Origin of the sequence: Ensifer sp. NPDC090286 (genome assembly GCF_044769565.1) — a bacterium.
In the GTDB taxonomy this organism is placed as follows: Bacteria; Pseudomonadota; Alphaproteobacteria; order Rhizobiales; family Rhizobiaceae; genus Ensifer.
Genome location: NZ_JBIVYF010000003.1, coordinates 36,066 through 52,220 on the forward strand (window position 1 = coordinate 36,066; position 16,155 = coordinate 52,220).

Here is a 16,155-nt window from a genome sequence, read left to right on the forward strand (position 1 = left end):
GGACGGCGCACAACGACCGTGCACACTGCCTCACTCCACCCCGTTCTCCCAGAACCGGTCTATCAGGTTGCCGCCATCGGGAAAACCATCTGAACCGTCAGACCCTTGCCGCCTTCGGCGGACGGAACCGTGTCGGCGAGATGCAGCGCGCCATGGTGCATTTCCATGACTGCCTCGACCAGCGACAGACCGAGGCCGGTGCCTGGCTTGGAGCGGCTCTCATCAAGGCGTACGAAGCGCTTGATCACCTCGTCGCGCATCGCCGCCGGTATGCCCGAACCGTGATCGGCAACCGACAGCAACACACTCCCCTCGCGCTTTTCCAGCGAGACCTTAATCAGGGGGTTCTCGGCGCCATCGGCATATTTGATGGCGTTGTCGATGAGGTTGCCGAGGGCCTGGCCGATCAGTTCGCGGTTGCCTGAAATCACCAGCCCCGGGGCGACGTCGGCTTCGAGTTTCAGACCGCCATCTTCGGCCACCGGTTCGTAGAGCTCTACGCAATCGGCGACGATCTGCGAAAGGTCGATGTCGCTCATCTCGGCGGCAGACGAGCCAGCCTCGACGCGCGAAATCATCAGAAGGGCGTTGAAGGTGCGGATCAGTTGATCGGATTCGCCGATGATCTCCTCCAGCGCGCCGCGCTGGCTCGTGCCCTTGCGGGCAAGGGCTGCTTCCGCCTTGTTGCGCAGCCGCGTCAGCGGGGTCTTCAGGTCGTGGGCAATGTTGTCGGAGACCTGTCGCAGCCCTTCGTTCAGTTTCTCGATGCGGCTGAGCATGGCGTTCAGCGATTCCGACAGCCGGTCGAATTCGTCGCCCGAGCCGCTCATCGGCAGACGCTGCGACAGATCGCCGGCCATGATCTTGGTGCTCGCCTCCGACATGCGGTCGATGCGTTTCAGGGCGTTGCGCCCAATGCCGAACCAGATAACGAGCGCGCCAAGCCCCATGACGCCGAGCGCCACCATCAGCGCCTGGCGCACCAGCGCGCGGAACTTCTGCGGCTCCTGCAGGTCGCGGCCGACGAGAATGCGCAGACCGTTGTCGAGCACCAGCACATGGGCAAGCGCCACATGGGTGTCCTTCTTGCTCTCGTCGGTATAGCGCTGATAGGCGAAGGGACGCTCGGTCCAGCCTTCGCTGTCGAGCAGGCCCGGCTCCAGGCTCGCGACGTTGCCGGCGAGGATTTCGCCGCTCGGTCCCGCGATCACGTAGAGATTGGCGCCCGGCTGACGTGCCCGCCGCTCGAGCGAGCGCAACAAGCCGTTCATGCCGGCGCGGCTATAGACCTGCTCGATCTGCGCCACCTCGGCGGTGACCGCATCACGGGTCTGCTGCTGCAGCAGCCGCTCCGACATGCCGGTGACGTAGATGACGAGAAAGGCGGCACAGAGCGAAAAGAGGATGAGGTAGAGGGCGGAAAGCCGGACCGCGGTCGTTCTGAAGAGAACGCGAAGCTTGCTCATGCGGGCGCCCGGTCATCCTTGATCATGTAGCCGGCGCCACGCACCGTGCGCAGCAGCGGCACATCGAAGTCCTTCTCGATCTTCGAGCGCAGCCGCGAGACATGCACGTCGATGACGTTGGTCTGCGGGTCGAAGTGGTAGTCCCAGACGTTTTCCAGCAGCATCGTGCGGGTGACGACCTGGCCGGCGTTCTTCATGAGATATTCGAGCAGGCGGAATTCGCGCGGCTGCAGGGGAATTTCCTTTCCCTGCCGGCGCACGGAATGCGACAGGCGGTCGAGTTCCAGATCGCCGACGCGGTAAACCATGTCCTGATCCGGCGTGCCCTTGCGGCGGCCGAGCACCTCGACGCGGGCGAGCAGCTCATTGAAGGCATAGGGCTTCGGCAGATAATCGTCGCCACCTGCGCGCAGACCCGTGACCCGGTCGTCCACCTGGCCGAGCGCCGACAGGATCAGCACCGGCGTGTGGATGTCCTTGCGGCGAAGCTCGGTGATGACAGAGAGACCGTCTCGACGCGGCAGCATGCGGTCCACCACGAGAACGTCGTAATTGTTCTCGCTGGCCATGAACAGGCCGCTCTCGCCATCGCTGGCGTGGTCGGACACGATGCCCGCCTCGCGGAAGGCTTTCGCCAGATAGGCTGCCGCCTCGAGATCGTCTTCAATGATGAGAATCTTCATACGCGCGACCATAGTCCCGGACCCCTGTCTGTCTCAACCGGTTTCGACTTTCGACAACCGGGTTGGCGAGTGCTCTCGTGAGGGAGAGCGGGATGCGGGCGGAAAACCGCACACACCTTTTCACATCCCGCTCCAAACGGCGAGCGCCGCGATATCACCTGGAAATCGCGGCGCTCCGGTCAATCATCTGACTGCCGCGATCAGCCCTTGTCGATCGGAAGGGCCACGAAGCGGCTGCCGTTTTGGGCCTCAATCTGGAAGAGCGCCTTGCTACGACCGTCCTTCTTGGCAGTGTTGATGACCTTCAGGATATCGTCGGCGGACTTCACTTCCTGATTGTTCACCGAGACGATCTTTTCGCCCTGCTTCAGGCCGCGATCGCTGGCATCGGAATCTTCGTCGACCGAAGCGATGGTGACGCCCTTGCCATCATCGGACGGCACGACCGAGACGCCAAGGTCGGCCAGTGCCTGCTCGCTCGACGGTTGGGCTTCATCGGACTGGTCGTCCTGGCTCTTGGCCGCTTCCTTGTCGTCCTTCGGCAGGGTGCCGATTTCGAGCTTGACGGTTTCCGCCTTGCCGTCGCGCCACAGGGCCAGATCGACCGTGGTGCCCGGGCGGATCGCCGCAACCTTGCGGGCAAGGTCACGCGGATCCTTGACCGTGTCGCCGTTCAGCGCGGTTACGACATCGCCCTTCTTGATGCCGGCTTTTTCGCCCGGCGAACCGGCCTGCGGCTCGACGACGAGCGCGCCGCTTGCTTCCGAAAGGCCGAGCGATTCGGCGATGTCCTTGGTGACGGGCTGGATCTGCACGCCGAGCCAGCCGCGGGAAACCGAACCGTCCTTGATCAGGTCGGCAACCACATCCTTGGCAACGGTCGACGGGATAGCAAAGGCGATACCGACGTTGCCACCGCCCGACGGCGAGAAGATCGCCGTGTTGATGCCGACGACTTCGCCGGAGAGGTTGAAGGTCGGGCCACCCGAGTTGCCGCGGTTCACCGCCGCGTCGACCTGCAGGTAATCGTCATAGGGGCCCGAGCCGATGTCGCGGCCACGCGCCGAGACGATGCCCGAGGTTACCGTACCGCCGAGACCGAAGGGATTGCCGACGGCAACCACCCAGTCGCCGACGCGGACCTTGCTGTCGTCGGCCCAGCTGACATAGGTGAACTTGCGCTTGTCATCGACCTTGAGCACGGCGAGATCCGTGCGGCTGTCCTTGCCGACCAGCTTGGCGTCGAGTTCGGTGCCGTCGTTGAGGATGACGGTGAAGGCCGAGCCGTCGGAAACGACGTGGTTGTTGGTGACGAGGTAACCGTCATCGGAGATGAAGAAGCCAGAGCCCTGAGCGGTCGGACGCAGGCGTCCTTCGCCGTGCGGGCCACGACGGCCCGGGCCGCGGTCGGCACGGTCGTCGCCGCGCGGGCCGAATTCCTTGAAGAAACGCTTCAGCGGATGGTCTTCCGGCAGATCGTCGAAACCGCGACCGTTGAAATTGAAGTCGAAACCGCTTCCGTCTTCCGACACCGGATTGGCGCGCGACTGAACGCGAACCGAAACGACCGCCGGCGAAACGGCCTCGACGACGTTGGCGAAGCTCGGCACCGACGGCGCTTCTACCTTCACCGGATCGGCAAAGGACTGCGAGATGCTGGCCGGCAGACCCGAGGTCAGCATGACGGCGGCAAGGCCGGCGACAGTCGAGGTCTTCAGAACGGTCTTGAGGGAGGGACGCAGGGATTTGGTCGTAAACATCCGTTTTGCCTTTTCTCTTCCTTGATGCCGTCGAAGACGGCACCGAAACCTGGTTGCGAAACCGCCTCAGGGAAGGCGGAATTCGTTTTGGCTGACTGGAGGAACAGCCGATGACCAAAGATGTAACGGATGGGACCTTACTGAGTTCTGTCCGGAAAATGAATTTTTGGTAATGTTGTGAAGAGCTGGCCCGGGCTCGACCAAGGGCCTACCGGGAATTGCGCGTTGGCGCGAACGGCATTGCCCGCCACTGGCGGGGATCTCCAGCGATATCAAAAGATTAGTGCGGGGCCGGTGCAACGGATGCGCGTTCGGCGAGCGCCGCATTACGGCTGAAGCAGCTTCTCCAGCTTTTCCTTTTCGTCCTCGGAAAGCGGCGCGCCCTTGGCCTGGGCGCCGCGACGGCGAGAAGCGATAACAAGCGTAATCGCCCCGACGAGGAGCAGGGTCGCCGGCATGCCCCAGAGGATCAGGGTCTTCGTCTCGAAGCGCGGTTTCAGCAATACGAATTCGCCATAGCGGGACACGACGTAATCGATGACGGCCGTGTCGCTGTCGCCGTTCGCCAGCCTCTCGCGTACGAGCACGCGCAGGTCCTTGGCAAGCTCGGCGTTGGAATCGTCGATCGACTGGTTCTGGCAGACCATGCAGCGCAGCTCCGCCGAGATCGCCCGCGCCCGCGCTTCGAGCGCGGGATCGGCAAGCACCTCATCCGGGTTGACGGCAAAGGCCGAGCCGACAGGCGCGAACAGAAGCAGGAGTGCCAGGAGCAGGCGGTTCATTCCGCAGCCCCCACCGGCACCGTCTTCGGTCGCTTGGCCTTGGCCGGCGCGCCGACGCGCAGGCGGCGGTCACTCAGGGAGACGAAGCCACCCGCCATCATGAAGAGGGTGCCGCCCCAGATGCACAGGATCATCGGCTTCCACCAGATGCGCACGACGATACCGCCTTCGCTGATCTGGTCGCCGAGCGAGACATAGAGCTGGCTCAAGCCGAAGGTGCGGATGCCGGCTTCCGTCGTCGGCATGCGGCGCGCCTGGTAGAGGCGCTTCGATGACCAGACCTCGTCAATTGCGACACCGCCGCGGCTGATGGTGAAGTGGCCGGACTCCTCGGAATAGTTCGGGCCGCTGCCATTGCGCATACCATCGAAGCGCAGGGTGTAGCCGCCGGCATCGACCGTCATGCCCGGCTTCATCTCAACGACTGTTTCGGTCTCGAAGGCCGTGACGGCGACGATGCCGATCAGGGTGACGCCAAGGCCGATATGCGCAAGCGCCGTGCCGAAGGCAGAACGCGGCAGGCCGGAGAAGCGCCGCCAGGCAACATTGCCTGCGACCTTGCCGAGGCCGGAGCGCAGCGCCAGGTCCGTCAACGAACCGACAATCACGTAGACGCCGAGGGCAATGCCGAAGAGCGCCAGAACCGGCCCGCCGTTCATGAAGTAATAGTAGGCGACACCGAAGAGCAGGCCGATGGCGACCGCTGCGAAGAGCCGCTGCGAAACGCCGGCAAAGTCGCCACGCTTCCAGGCAAGCAGCGGGCCGAAGGGCACCGCAAAGAGCAGCGGCAGCATCAACAGGCCGAAGGTCATGTTGAAGAAGGGCGGGCCGACGGAGATCTTGTCGCCGGTCAGCGCTTCGAGCACCAGCGGATAGAGCGTGCCGGTGAGAACCGTCGCGGTCGCCGTCGTCAGGATAAGATTGTTGAAGACCAGCGCACCCTCACGCGAGATCGGCGCGAAGATGCCCCCGGCCTTCAGGTGCGAAGCGCGCAGGGCGAAGAGCGTGAACGCACCGCCGATGAAGAAGACGAGAATGGCGAGGATGAAGATGCCGCGGGTCGGGTCAGTGGCGAAGGCGTGAACCGAGGTCAGGACACCCGAACGCACGAGGAAGGTGCCGAGCAGCGACAGCGAGAAGGTCATGATCGCGAGCAGCACGGTCCAGATCTTCAGCGCCTCACGCTTTTCCATGACCAGCGCGGAATGCAAAAGCGCGGTTCCCGCAAGCCAGGGCATGAAGGAGGCGTTTTCGACCGGATCCCAGAACCACCAGCCGCCCCAGCCGAGCTCGTAATAGGCCCAGTAGGAGCCCATCGAAATGCCGGCGGTGAGGAAGGTCCAGGCGGCAAGCGTCCAGGGGCGGACCCAACGCGCCCAGGCCGCGTCGATCCGGCCCTCGATCAAGGCCGCGATGGCAAAGGAGAAGCAGACGGAGAAACCGACATAACCGAGATAGAGCAGCGGCGGATGGATCGCGAGACCGACATCCTGCAGGATCGGGTTCAGGTCCTTGCCCTCGCCCGGCGCCGGCATCAATCGCGCGAACGGATTGGACGTCAGCAAGATGAAGAGCGCGAAGGCCATCGCGATCCAGGCCTGGACGGCAAGCACGTTTGCCTTCAGCGTTTCAGGCAGGTTGCGCCCGAAGGCGGCAACCAGCGCCGAGAAGAACGTCAGGATCAACAGCCAAAGCAGCATCGAGCCTTCATGGTTCCCCCAGACGCCCGAGATCTTGTAGATCAGCGGCTTCAGCGAATGGGAGTTTTCCCAGACGTTGCGGACCGAGAAGTCCGAGGTGACATAGGCGAAGGTGAGGACGGCAAAGGCGAAAGCGACGAGCAGAAAGCAGGCGACGGCGGCGCTGGAGGCCAGCTCCATCAGGCCGCGATCGTTCAGCCGTGCGCCGAGGATCGGCAGGGCTGCCTGGATGACCGCAGTCGCCAGCGCCAGAACCAGAGCGTAGTGTCCGAGCTCGATGATCACTTGATGGTTTCCTTCCCGCTGAGCTCGACGCCCTGGGCCTTCAAACGGTCGGCGACATCCTTGGGCATATAGGTCTCGTCATGCTTGGCGAGAACCGAGTCGGCCACGAAGACGGAGCTCCCCGCAACGAAGGTTCCCTCCGTTACCACGCCCTGCCCCTCGCGGAACAGGTCGGGCAGGATGCCGGTATAGGTGACCGGCACACCGCTCAGCGTATCGGTGACGGTGAAGGTCACCGTCTTGCCGTCGCTGCGCTTGACGGAGCCGGCTTCGACGACGCCGCCGAGGCGGATGCGGGTTCCCGGTGGCACGTCGGCCTTTTCGAGGTCGCTCGGCACATAGAAATAGGCGATCGCCTGGCTGAAGGCGAACATCACGAGGAAAGCCGCAAGCACCAGGAAGCCGACACCGCCGCCGATGATCGCCAGTCTTTTTTGTTTGCGCGTCATTGCGTTACTCCGTCGGTGGCAATCCCGAGCTCGCGCGCCAGCGCCAGCAGCTGCTTGCCGCCGTCGCCATCGGCCGGGAAGGTTTTCAGGCCCTCCCTTAGCGCGGCCAGCGCCTTGTCTCGTTGATCAAGGACAACATGGGAGCGGATCAGCCGCGCCCAGCCTTCGAGATTGTCCGGATTTTCCTTCAGCCGGCTTTCCAGGCTGCCGACCATGCCCCGGATCATTTCCTGTCGATCGCCCGCGCTCATGCTTTCGGCAGCGGCCACGTCATCGGCACTCGGATTGCCGGGCGCCGCAGCGCTGGTTGCGCCAGCGCCCCCCAATTCAGCCACGTGCTGTTTGACGAGCGGCAGCCAGGGTGCGTCGGCCGGCGACGTCGCGACCAGCCGGTTGAAGGCGGTCAGTGCTTCCGCGTTCTTGCCTTCCTGCTTGAGGCCGAGGGCAAGATAGAATTCCGAGCGCGGGTCATTGGGGTCGAGCGCCAGCGCCTGCTTCAGCGCGTCCTGCGCCTTGCTCGTCACGACGCCGTCGGACTGTACGACCATCGCCTCGGCGTAGCCGCCAAGACGTGCCGGCGTCGGGCCGAGCAGGCGGATCGCCCGGTCATAGGCATCGACTGCATCTTCGACACGGCCGTTGCGCATGTAGATCGGCGCAAGCAGATCCCAGCCGGCGCCGTCGTTCGGGTTTATCGCCAGGTGGTTCTCGGCCTTGGCAATCAGGATGTTGATGTCGCCATTGGGATCGGCCAGGCGCGCGGCGAGCGGCTGCGCCGGAAGGCCCGGGCTTCCGGTCAGCAAGTAAAGACAGAGGCCGACGGCCGGGAGACAGAGCAGCACGAAGGCCTGGGCCAGACGGCTGACACTGCGCCGCGGCGCAGCGGCCGGCGCCGTCTCGCTGTCGCTCTCGCCAGCGGCCAGCAACCGGCGCGCCACTTCGGCGCGCGCAAGCTCGGCGTCATCGCCGCGGATCAGACCGCTGTCCTGGTCGCGCTTCAACTCCTCGAGCTGGTCGCGATAGACCTCGATGTCATGACTGTGGGGAGACGACGGGGCTTCCCCTGCCCGCAGCAGCGGCAGGATGAGCACGGCAGCGACAGCCGCCGTCAGCGTGGCGACGAGGATCCAGAACAACATGCAAGCTCAATACTATGGCCCCCATGCCATTCCAACACGAAAACCCCTTATGACGGAGATTTGAGGCGTTTCGCCGCAACGGCGGATCGAGCAGCCCGGGCGCAGCCGGAAGACCCCGGTCCGCCAAGCCTCAGGTCAGCGGCGTCCAGCTGCCATCCGGGTTGCGGCAGGCAGCGCCCCGCGCCGTCTTCGGCTGGCCCTTGACGGTAACCGTGTGGCTATACTGGCGGCAGTTCTGCGACCCGACCTGATAGGGGGCGGCTGCAACGACCGAACCGTTGACGCCGCGCCCGTCCCAGGTCACCGGCTGGCCACCGGGGGCCGCCTCAAGTGCGCGGTACTCCGCCTCCAGCGCCCGCTGGCGGTCCGATGCTCCGATGTCGAGATCGGTGAGACGCGCAATGACCCCGCCCTGGAGTGCTGCGATGTAATTGGTCGAGGTGGCACCGCGCGTCGCCGTCGAGCCGAGGCTGCCGGCCGCGCCCTTGCTGCCCGTCGTGCCGCATCCGGCCAGCGCGACGGCCGAAGCGACCACAACGATCCTGCCGCCGACGACAATAGCCCGTGTCATTTCTGCCTGGTTCCTCATGATCCGCGACACTCAATCATCCTATCCGAAGCCGCATCCTTAAGCTCGTTCCATTCGAGCACGGTGACGACTAGTCTTTGATTTTCTTTTGGCATTCCCCGCGTGCCGAGGCAACGGCGGGCCCTGCGGGTGTGACATTTTCAAGCACGGGTGTGACCCCTAAATCACGATGGATTCGCAAGCGAGCGACGCCAGACCCACGTATTTCTCCCGCACCCTCTAAACGGCCGCCGGCAAAACCAGTTCCGCCCGCAAGCCTCCCTCGTCCCGCCGCGACAAGGTGATGGTGCCCTGGTACTCCCGAACGATCTCGCTGACGATCGAAAGACCGAGCCCGGTTCCCGGCTTGCTTTCGTCGAGCCGCTTGCCGCGCTTCATCGCCACGGCAATCTGGTCGGGGTTGAGCCCCGGCCCGTCGTCGTCGATATCGAGAACGATCCACTGCCGTCCTGGTTCCTTGGCATGAACCTCGCTCGGCGCCGGTCTGACGTTCAGCCATACCTCGGCTCGGGCGTGGCGGGCGGCATTCTCGAGCAGGTTGCCGACGGTCTCTTCGACGTCCTGCAACTCCATGGCAAGAACCAGCCCCGGCGGGTTGATAGACAGATGAACCTGCTTTTCCGGATTGAGCTTGCGCATGACGCGCACGAGGCGTTCGAGCGCCGGCTGCGCTTCGGTCCGCGCCAGCACGGACTCACGCTGCGCCGCGATCCGGGCGCGGCTCAGATAGGACTGAACCTGGGTCTGCATCGCATCGACCTGGGTGCGCACCAGTTCGCCATGCGATGCCTCGAGCACCCGCGCCTCGTTGAGCAGCACCGCGATCGGCGTCTTCAGCGAATGGGCGAGATTGCCGACCTGCATGCGGGCGCGCTCGACGATGCGGCGGTTGCTGTCGATCAGCGCGTTGACCTCGTTGGCGAGAGGCTGGATCTCGCGCGGGAATGCGCCATCCAACCGTTCGCTTTCGCCGGCGCGGATCTTTTCCATCGAGCGCCGGACCTCGTCGAGAGGCCTAAGACCGAAGAGGATGGTGAGCGCGTTCACGCCGAGCCCACCAAGACCGAAGATGGAGAGCGCGATCGTCAGGTTGCGGGTGAAGCGGTTGATGTCGGCCTCGAGCACATCGCGGTTGCCCGCCACGCGAAAGCGCGCCGTATGGCCCTGGATGTCGAGAACGACCTCGGTCTCGGAGACCTCGACCTCGTTTCCGAAGGGGTCCTTGGTGGTGTAGAAGCGAACATAGCCGGTATCGAAGGGCACCTCGTCGACGCTGGCGATCGGCAGCTTGCCGTTGCCGAGCGAGGTCGAGATCAAAGGCGGCGTGTCGAACTCGCCAATCGGATCGACGATCCAGTACCAGCCGGTCTGCGGCTGCGAAAACCGGAGATCGCCAAGCTGCGGACTGCCCGACAGCACCGTCCTCTCGTTGACGGAGATCGAGTTGACGACGTTGAAGAGCTGGGCGCGCAGCAGGTCCTTGAAGCCGCGCTCGGAGCCTTGGCGATAGAGCTCGGAGATCACCACGCCGATCACGACGAGCGCCACCACCGCCCAGACGGTGGAGACCACCAGAACGCGTGCGGTGAGCGATCTAATTGCCATTGCCCGGCGCTTGCATACGGTATCCGAGACCGCGCACCGTTTCGATCAGATCGTTGCCGATCTTCTTGCGCAGCCGGCCGATGAACACTTCGATCGTATTGGAATCGCGATCGAAATCCTGGTCGTACATGTGCTCGACCAGTTCCGTGCGCGAAACCACCTGCCCCATGTGGTGCATGAGATAGGATAGCAGCCGGAACTCGTGCGACGTCAGCTTCAATGCCACGCCATCGACCGTTGCCTTGGAGCCCTTGGTATCGAGGCGGACCGGGCCGCAGACGATCTCCGAGCTCGCATGGCCGGCAGCGCGCCGGATCAGCGCGCGGATGCGGGCGAGAACTTCTTCGACGTGGAACGGCTTGGCGACATAGTCGTCGGCGCCGGCATCGATGCCAGCCACCTTGTCGCTCCAGCGGTCACGCGCGGTCAGGATCAGAACCGGCATGGTCTTGCCGTCGCCGCGCCATTTTTCAAGGACGGTGATGCCGTCCATCTCCGGCAGGCCGATGTCGAGGATCACGGCATCATAGGGCTCGGCGTCACCGAGATAGTGCCCCTCCTCGCCATCATAGGCCTGGTCAACGACGTAGCCGGCCTCCTTCAGCACCTCGGCGAGTTGCCGGTTCAGGTTGGCGTCGTCCTCGACAATCAGAATGCGCATCCGTCTTTACTTCCTCTCGCGGCCATCCTGCTGCATGTGTCGCCAAATCTGGCCAATTCAAGGATAAGAACACGCAGCCATTCAAAGTGCTACAGCGACCTTCGTACGCCTGATACGGCACGCGGCGCTGCAGGGATAGCCTACATCGGCACCTTGACGGTTACCTTCTTCGGCCTGCCGCCATTGCCGGGAACAAGCACGGTGATCACGCACTGACCGTCGGACGTCGGCTGCGCCGACAGCAACTCGCCGCCGGTGTCGGCAACGACCTGCGCGGCTGCCGCACTGCAATCGCCGGCCACACGAACGACAATATCCGACGGCACGCTGATCGCTGGCGGGCTGAAGCCGGCGAGGCCTGCAGCAAGCGCGGCTATGATCACTGGTGAAGACATGAACGCACTTTCGACTTGGGAAGCATCATGGCAGAAGGAATAAACGAACGAGGCTGAATGGCAAATGAATGTCGGCCTTTCGGACCGGCAAGCACTATCGGGAAACGCATCACCTCCCGCGAAATCCGACCTTAGATTGCGGCGATTCTTCCCTGGAGGAAACCCGCATCGGTCAATCCGTTGCCTAGCCATAGCCGCTTCCTGCGACAGTTTGAGCGGCGCGATCACGCGAGGAACGCGGCCCAGAACCCAAGGCCACCAGACGGAACAGCCCCACCGTCAGCTTTCGTTAAGCATGTTTCGCTAGGATCTTTTTGCTGACCTAAACAGCGCCGTTCCCGATCGAGGGCGGCTTGGCTGCGCACCCATTTTGCCGATTCTTTTGAATCGCTTGGCGGCTGTCGCTCGCAGCGTGATTCAAACACTTCAGAAACTGATTCAGGTTCGGCGCCCTTTCAAACAAGGCGCGGCCATCACGGCCCTCGGCCCCGCCGAGGCAATGCGTCACCACGGCACCGATCACGCCCGCAGCAGTGTCGTCTTCTTAGACAAAGCCCTGCGAACCGGCCGATCCCTTTTGCCACAATCTATGCGCGCAAATTACTTCAAAAATAGCTGCAACTTAAACCTGTTGACGACCAGGCGCGATGCGTGCTGTGTATAAACGAAAAATTAATCGATTTAAAGATTTTTCAATCGTTTAAATGATTTAAGCCACTGATTTACAAAGCCTTTGCGATGTGAAATTGTCCGCCACATCATACATCACGAAACCGTCACAGAACCCGGGAGGATCGCATGCAGACGCTCGCAAACAACCAGCCCGCATCTCAGCAGTCCAAAGTACCGCAATCATTACTCGACCGTTTCGAGAGCGAATGGCGTGAGATGCGCGCCGCGAGCGACGCAACGCCGAAGCCGGTCGCACCGGCGGAATAAGGCCCGCCTGTGTGGCGCGCCTGCGCGTCACCGGCCCTGCCCTTCCATTTCCCTAGATTGTCGCCCGACAGCGCTCGTTCAGAGCGCTTTTCGGTGAGTCCTTAGCGGACCGGCGGTGAGGCTATCACCGCCGGTCGCGACGTTTCCACCCCAGTGCGCCCGGCGAGGCACCACCGATGCCAAAGCCCATCCAGGCAGCCCGATCAGGCTCCCCTAGCGCCCTTGTCGAGCGCGCGCATCAACGGCACCCCTTGCAATTTTTGTAGTGATTTTCAGCCTTTTTGCCATTCGGCAAAAGCATGTTAATCTTTCTTCATGCTGACGGAAGAGATCGAAAGACTCGCGCTGAGCCTGCCTGGAACGGAGGAAAATGCGCATTTCGGAACGCGAGATTTCCGCGTTGGGAAACGTATTTTCATGAGCCTGCCGGAAGCCGGGCGCGCCGTTTTCAAGTTCACGCCCGATCAGCAGCGCATGCTACTGGAGATGGAGCCCGGCGTCTGCGCCGCGGTGCCCGGAGGCTGGGGCGACCGTGGCTGGACCTCGCTCTATTTCGTCCAGGCCGACGAGGATCTCGTCAAGCAGTCGATGGAAACGGCGTGGCGCAATGTTGCGCCGAAAAGCCTCGTCAAGAAGAACGGCGGCAGCCACTAGAGGTTCGTTGCGGCAGAACAGCCCTGCCGGCGCCGCACTGCCAAAACGATTCCACCACTTCGGCTAACCCCTTGTTACTCCGCGTTTTCCTGTCCAACTTCCAGCGGCCAGGTGACGAGATAATCCTCGTAATCGTCGACATCGATGCCGTCTTCCGCAACGGTGCGCCCGCGCACGGAAATGCCGGCGGCGTGAACCGTGTTCGGATCGCCCGAAATCAACGGATGCCACCAGTAGAGATCGCGCCCTTCGGCCACCAGCCGGTAGCCGCAGGTCGGCGGCAGCCAGGTGATTTCGCGCACGGCCTTCGGCGTCAGCTGGATACAGTCGGGTACGGTCGCCTGGCGGTTGGGATAGTCCTTGCAGCGACAGCTCTCGCCGTCGAGAAGCGTACAGCGGATCGAGGTCCAGGCGATCTCGCCCGTGTCCCAATCCTCGAGCTTGTTGAGACAACAGAGGCCGCAGCCGTCACAGAGGCTTTCCCACTCGGTATCGGTCATGTCTTCAAGGCTTTTCGCCTTCCAGAAAGGCATTTCGCCCATCGTCATCACACTTTCGTCAAATCGCTCGCGATACAGAAATTTCGCAGAAAATTGCCGGTTTTTTAAGGCCGGTGGCGCGATATGCAAGTAGATTGGAATTTGACGCCGTGCAAATATTACATGGCGCCGGCATGATGCCGTAGAGCCTTCAGGTGGTTGAGACCGTGCGGGAACCGAGGAAAGACGATAATCGGCCGAAGAAACGGCACATCTTTCTCAGGATCGACTCCTGGATCGATTCCACGGTCTGGAATGCGGGCTTCAAGCTGGGGCAATGGTGGGAAGACACCACCATCTTCTTCCGCCGCTTCCGCGTCACGGGCTGGAAGAAGGCCGTCTTCGAGGTGCTCGGCGAAGGCATGAACTGGGGCACGGTCGGCTCCGTGCTGATGCTGGCGCTCGCCCTTCCGGCCTTCGAGGAAACCAAGGGCAACTGGCGCGCCCAGAGCGATTTCGCCGTCACCTTCCTCGACCGCTACGGCAACGAGATCGGCCATCGCGGCATCATCCACGAAGACTCCGTACCGATCGACGAGCTGCCGGATCACCTGATCAAGGCGGTGCTGGCGACCGAGGACCGGCGCTTCTTCGACCATTGGGGCATCGACTTCCTGGGGCTTGCCCGCGCCATGACCGAGAACGCGCGCGCCGGTGGTGTCGTTCAGGGCGGCTCGACCCTGACGCAGCAGCTCGCCAAGAACCTCTTCCTGTCGAACGAGCGGACGATCGAACGCAAGATCAAGGAAGCGTTCCTCGCCGTCTGGCTGGAATGCAACCTGTCGAAGAAGGAAATCCTCCGGCTCTATCTCGACCGCGCCTATATGGGCGGCGGTACCTTCGGTGCGGCGGCCGCGGCGCAGTTCTATTTCGGCAAGTCGATCACCGATGTCAGCCTGGCGGAATCGGCGATGCTTGCCGGCCTCTTCAAGGCGCCGGCGCGCTACGCGCCGCACGTCAACCTGCCGGCCGCACGCGGGCGCGCCAACGAGGTTCTGACCAACCTCGTCCAGGGCGGCCTGATGACCGAGGGCCAGGTGATAGCCGCGCGGCTCAATCCGGCGACAGTCATCGATCGCGCCCAGGTGAAGGCGCCCGACTTCTTCCTCGACTGGGCCTTCGACGAAGTCCAGCGTATCGCCCGCCCCTTCGCGCAGCATTCGCTGATCGTGCGCACCACTATCGACATGGGTCTGCAGAATGCCGCCGAGGATTCGGTGGAATCGAGCCTGCGCCAATATGGCGAGAGCTTCCGCGTCAAGCAGGGTGCGCTGGTGATGGTCGAAAACGGCGGCGCCGTGCGCGCCATGGTCGGCGGCCGCGACTATGGCGAGAGTCAGTTCAACCGCGCCACCCGCGCATTGCGCCAGCCGGGTTCATCTTTCAAGGTCTATACCTACGCGGCAGCGATGGAAAAAGGCATGACGCCGGAGACGGTCGTCGTCGACGCGCCGATCACCTGGCGCGGATGGTCGCCGCAGAATTATGGCCGCAGCTATGCCGGCCGCATCACCATCCTGACGGCCATCGCCAAGTCGATCAACACCATTCCCGTGCGCCTCGCCAAGGACAAGCTCGGCACGGACCTGATCGCCCAGACGGCCAAGGACATGGGCATCGAGACCCCGATCCGGACCGACAAGACCATGCCGCTCGGCACATCGGAAGTGACCGTGCTCGACCAGGCGACCGCCTATGCGGTGTTCCCGGCCGGCGGCATGCAGTCACGCCGCCACGGGATCAGCCAGATCCTCAACTATGACGGCGACATTCTCTACGACTTCGGACGCGATGCGCCGCCGGCGCGGCGCATCCTCTCCGAAACCGCCAACACGTCGATGAACTCCATGCTGACGCAGATCCCGATCATCGGCACGGCGCGCAAGGCCGCGCTCGACAACGGCATCGTCGTTGGCGGCAAGACCGGTACGACGCAAGCCTATCGCGACGCCTGGTTCGTGGGCTTCACCGGCGACTATACGACCGCGGTCTGGTTCGGTAACGACGACTACACCTCGACCAACAACATGACCGGCGGTTCGCTGCCGGCAATGACCTTCAAGCGGCTGATGGATTACGCCGAGCAGGGCATCGAACACCGGACGATCCCGGGGATCACCGCGCCGACGGCGCCGGCAAAGCAGCCGCCGCAGGTGGCGTCAGCGAAGCCGGATGAAAACGCATTGCCGCCGCTGGTGCGGCCGCGGTCGCTTTCGACCGACGTCACCCGGCTGCTGCGCAGCATCGGCGAGACCTTCGAAAAGGCACCAGCACTGAAGGCACCCGAGAAGGCCGGCGGCAAGCTTGCCTCTCTCGGCGCGGAAGAACCAAGGTCCGGACAGGCAAAGCCCGATGCAGCCAGCAACTGACGTTTCGGGCATGCCCGCCTTGCTTTCCTATCCCGGTTGCGATGTCCGGTTCGAGGCCGTCGCCGTTGCGCCGGCCGCGGATTTCGGCGACATAGTGGATCAGCCCGGCGGTGCTACGCCGCGGGACCATATCCGGTAGA

General features: G+C 63.3%; 15 protein-coding genes. 3 read left to right on the forward strand and 12 right to left on the reverse strand.

The genetic code is table 11. From position 1 onward, the window contains the following. Nucleotides 1–62 precede the first annotated feature (62 nt). The 11 genes from ACIQUG_RS15370 to ACIQUG_RS15420 all read right to left on the reverse strand — a co-directional run bounded on the left by ACIQUG_RS15370 (nucleotide 63) and on the right by ACIQUG_RS15420 (nucleotide 11,514). The gene (locus ACIQUG_RS15370; protein WP_402323066.1) at nucleotides 63–1,466 is read right to left on the reverse strand and encodes a sensor histidine kinase; all 1,404 of its coding nucleotides are present in this window, start codon (nucleotides 1,464–1,466) and stop codon (nucleotides 63–65) included. Next, nucleotides 1,463–2,161, reverse strand: a complete 699-nt coding sequence (locus tag ACIQUG_RS15375) for a response regulator transcription factor (RefSeq protein WP_043625726.1) — start codon at nucleotides 2,159–2,161, stop codon at nucleotides 1,463–1,465. The genes ACIQUG_RS15370 and ACIQUG_RS15375 overlap by 4 nt, the downstream gene beginning before the upstream one ends. A 188-nt stretch (nucleotides 2,162–2,349) precedes the next feature. Then, complete coding sequence (locus ACIQUG_RS15380) at nucleotides 2,350–3,909, reverse strand: Do family serine endopeptidase (RefSeq protein WP_402323067.1); 1,560 nt, start codon at nucleotides 3,907–3,909, stop codon at nucleotides 2,350–2,352. Between the two features lie 326 nt (nucleotides 3,910–4,235). Beyond that, nucleotides 4,236–4,691: a cytochrome c-type biogenesis protein CcmH gene (locus ACIQUG_RS15385; RefSeq protein ID WP_402323068.1), complete on the reverse strand. Its 456-nt coding sequence runs from the start codon at nucleotides 4,689–4,691 to the stop codon at nucleotides 4,236–4,238. Continuing rightward, nucleotides 4,688–6,676: a heme lyase CcmF/NrfE family subunit gene (locus ACIQUG_RS15390; protein ID WP_043625716.1), complete on the reverse strand. Its 1,989-nt coding sequence runs from the start codon at nucleotides 6,674–6,676 to the stop codon at nucleotides 4,688–4,690. The genes ACIQUG_RS15385 and ACIQUG_RS15390 overlap by 4 nt, the downstream gene beginning before the upstream one ends. Continuing rightward, nucleotides 6,673–7,125: a cytochrome c maturation protein CcmE gene (gene ccmE / locus ACIQUG_RS15395; RefSeq protein ID WP_402323069.1), complete on the reverse strand. Its 453-nt coding sequence runs from the start codon at nucleotides 7,123–7,125 to the stop codon at nucleotides 6,673–6,675. Before ccmE ends, ACIQUG_RS15390 begins: the two co-directional genes overlap by 4 nt. Beyond that, entirely contained in the window at nucleotides 7,122–8,264 is a 1,143-nt protein-coding gene (gene ccmI / locus ACIQUG_RS15400; protein ID WP_402323070.1) for a c-type cytochrome biogenesis protein CcmI, read from the reverse strand. The genes ccmE and ccmI overlap by 4 nt, the downstream gene beginning before the upstream one ends. Nucleotides 8,265–8,394: 130 nt before the next feature. Then, nucleotides 8,395–8,835, reverse strand: coding sequence for a membrane protein (locus ACIQUG_RS15405; RefSeq protein ID WP_043620076.1), 441 nt, complete (start codon nucleotides 8,833–8,835; stop codon nucleotides 8,395–8,397). 237 nt (nucleotides 8,836–9,072) lie between these two features. Then, a complete protein-coding gene (locus tag ACIQUG_RS15410; RefSeq protein ID WP_043620078.1) occupies nucleotides 9,073–10,458 on the reverse strand; it encodes a HAMP domain-containing sensor histidine kinase in 1,386 nt (461 codons plus the stop codon). Beyond that, on the reverse strand, nucleotides 10,448–11,119 hold the full coding sequence (feuP, locus tag ACIQUG_RS15415) for a two-component system response regulator FeuP (protein WP_034789361.1): 672 nt from the start codon (nucleotides 11,117–11,119) through the stop codon (nucleotides 10,448–10,450). The genes ACIQUG_RS15410 and feuP overlap by 11 nt, the downstream gene beginning before the upstream one ends. 140 nt (nucleotides 11,120–11,259) lie before the next feature. Continuing rightward, nucleotides 11,260–11,514 (reverse strand): hypothetical protein, encoded by a 255-nt coding sequence (locus ACIQUG_RS15420; protein WP_043620079.1) that lies wholly within the window; start codon nucleotides 11,512–11,514, stop codon nucleotides 11,260–11,262. 798 nt (nucleotides 11,515–12,312) lie between these two features. Here ACIQUG_RS15420 and ACIQUG_RS15425 point away from each other — a divergent pair. Both ACIQUG_RS15425 and ACIQUG_RS15430 read left to right on the forward strand, forming a co-directional pair. After that, a complete protein-coding gene (locus ACIQUG_RS15425; protein WP_192447458.1) occupies nucleotides 12,313–12,453 on the forward strand; it encodes a hypothetical protein in 141 nt (46 codons plus the stop codon). Between the two features lie 315 nt (nucleotides 12,454–12,768). After that, nucleotides 12,769–13,107: an MmcQ/YjbR family DNA-binding protein gene (locus tag ACIQUG_RS15430; RefSeq protein WP_043620081.1), complete on the forward strand. Its 339-nt coding sequence runs from the start codon at nucleotides 12,769–12,771 to the stop codon at nucleotides 13,105–13,107. 74 nt (nucleotides 13,108–13,181) lie between these two features. On the opposite strand, the gene ACIQUG_RS15435 is transcribed toward ACIQUG_RS15430, so the two are convergent. Continuing rightward, entirely contained in the window at nucleotides 13,182–13,649 is a 468-nt protein-coding gene (locus ACIQUG_RS15435; protein ID WP_402323724.1) for a YcgN family cysteine cluster protein, read from the reverse strand. 152 nt (nucleotides 13,650–13,801) lie between these two features. Here ACIQUG_RS15435 and ACIQUG_RS15440 point away from each other — a divergent pair, with 152 nt between their 5' ends. Then, nucleotides 13,802–16,015 carry a transglycosylase domain-containing protein gene (locus tag ACIQUG_RS15440; protein WP_402323071.1) on the forward strand — a complete coding sequence of 738 codons (2,214 nt, stop codon included), beginning with the start codon at nucleotides 13,802–13,804 and terminating at the stop codon, nucleotides 16,013–16,015. Nucleotides 16,016–16,155: the final 140 nt, after the last annotated feature.

What these genes read in the sequence shown, in the direction of transcription:
- ACIQUG_RS15375 (WP_043625726.1), bottom strand. Translation starts at nt 2,161, where the DNA reads ATGGTCGCGCGTATGAAGATTCTCATCATTGAAGACGATCTCGAGGCG.
- ACIQUG_RS15380 (WP_402323067.1), bottom strand. Translation starts at nt 3,909, where the DNA reads ATGTTTACGACCAAATCCCTGCGTCCCTCCCTCAAGACCGTTCTGAAG.
- ccmE (WP_402323069.1), bottom strand. Translation starts at nt 7,125, where the DNA reads ATGACGCGCAAACAAAAAAGACTGGCGATCATCGGCGGCGGTGTCGGC.
- ACIQUG_RS15435 (WP_402323724.1), bottom strand. Translation starts at nt 13,649, where the DNA reads ATGGGCGAAATGCCTTTCTGGAAGGCGAAAAGCCTTGAAGACATGACC.
- ACIQUG_RS15405 (WP_043620076.1), bottom strand. Translation starts at nt 8,835, where the DNA reads ATGACACGGGCTATTGTCGTCGGCGGCAGGATCGTTGTGGTCGCTTCG.
- ACIQUG_RS15385 (WP_402323068.1), bottom strand. Translation starts at nt 4,691, where the DNA reads ATGAACCGCCTGCTCCTGGCACTCCTGCTTCTGTTCGCGCCTGTCGGC.
- ACIQUG_RS15430 (WP_043620081.1), top strand. Translation starts at nt 12,769, where the DNA reads ATGCTGACGGAAGAGATCGAAAGACTCGCGCTGAGCCTGCCTGGAACG.
- ACIQUG_RS15425 (WP_192447458.1), top strand. Translation starts at nt 12,313, where the DNA reads ATGCAGACGCTCGCAAACAACCAGCCCGCATCTCAGCAGTCCAAAGTA.
- feuP (WP_034789361.1), bottom strand. Translation starts at nt 11,119, where the DNA reads ATGCGCATTCTGATTGTCGAGGACGACGCCAACCTGAACCGGCAACTC.
- ccmI (WP_402323070.1), bottom strand. Translation starts at nt 8,264, where the DNA reads ATGTTGTTCTGGATCCTCGTCGCCACGCTGACGGCGGCTGTCGCTGCC.
- ACIQUG_RS15420 (WP_043620079.1), bottom strand. Translation starts at nt 11,514, where the DNA reads ATGTCTTCACCAGTGATCATAGCCGCGCTTGCTGCAGGCCTCGCCGGC.
- ACIQUG_RS15370 (WP_402323066.1), bottom strand. Translation starts at nt 1,466, where the DNA reads ATGAGCAAGCTTCGCGTTCTCTTCAGAACGACCGCGGTCCGGCTTTCC.
- ACIQUG_RS15410 (WP_043620078.1), bottom strand. Translation starts at nt 10,458, where the DNA reads ATGGCAATTAGATCGCTCACCGCACGCGTTCTGGTGGTCTCCACCGTC.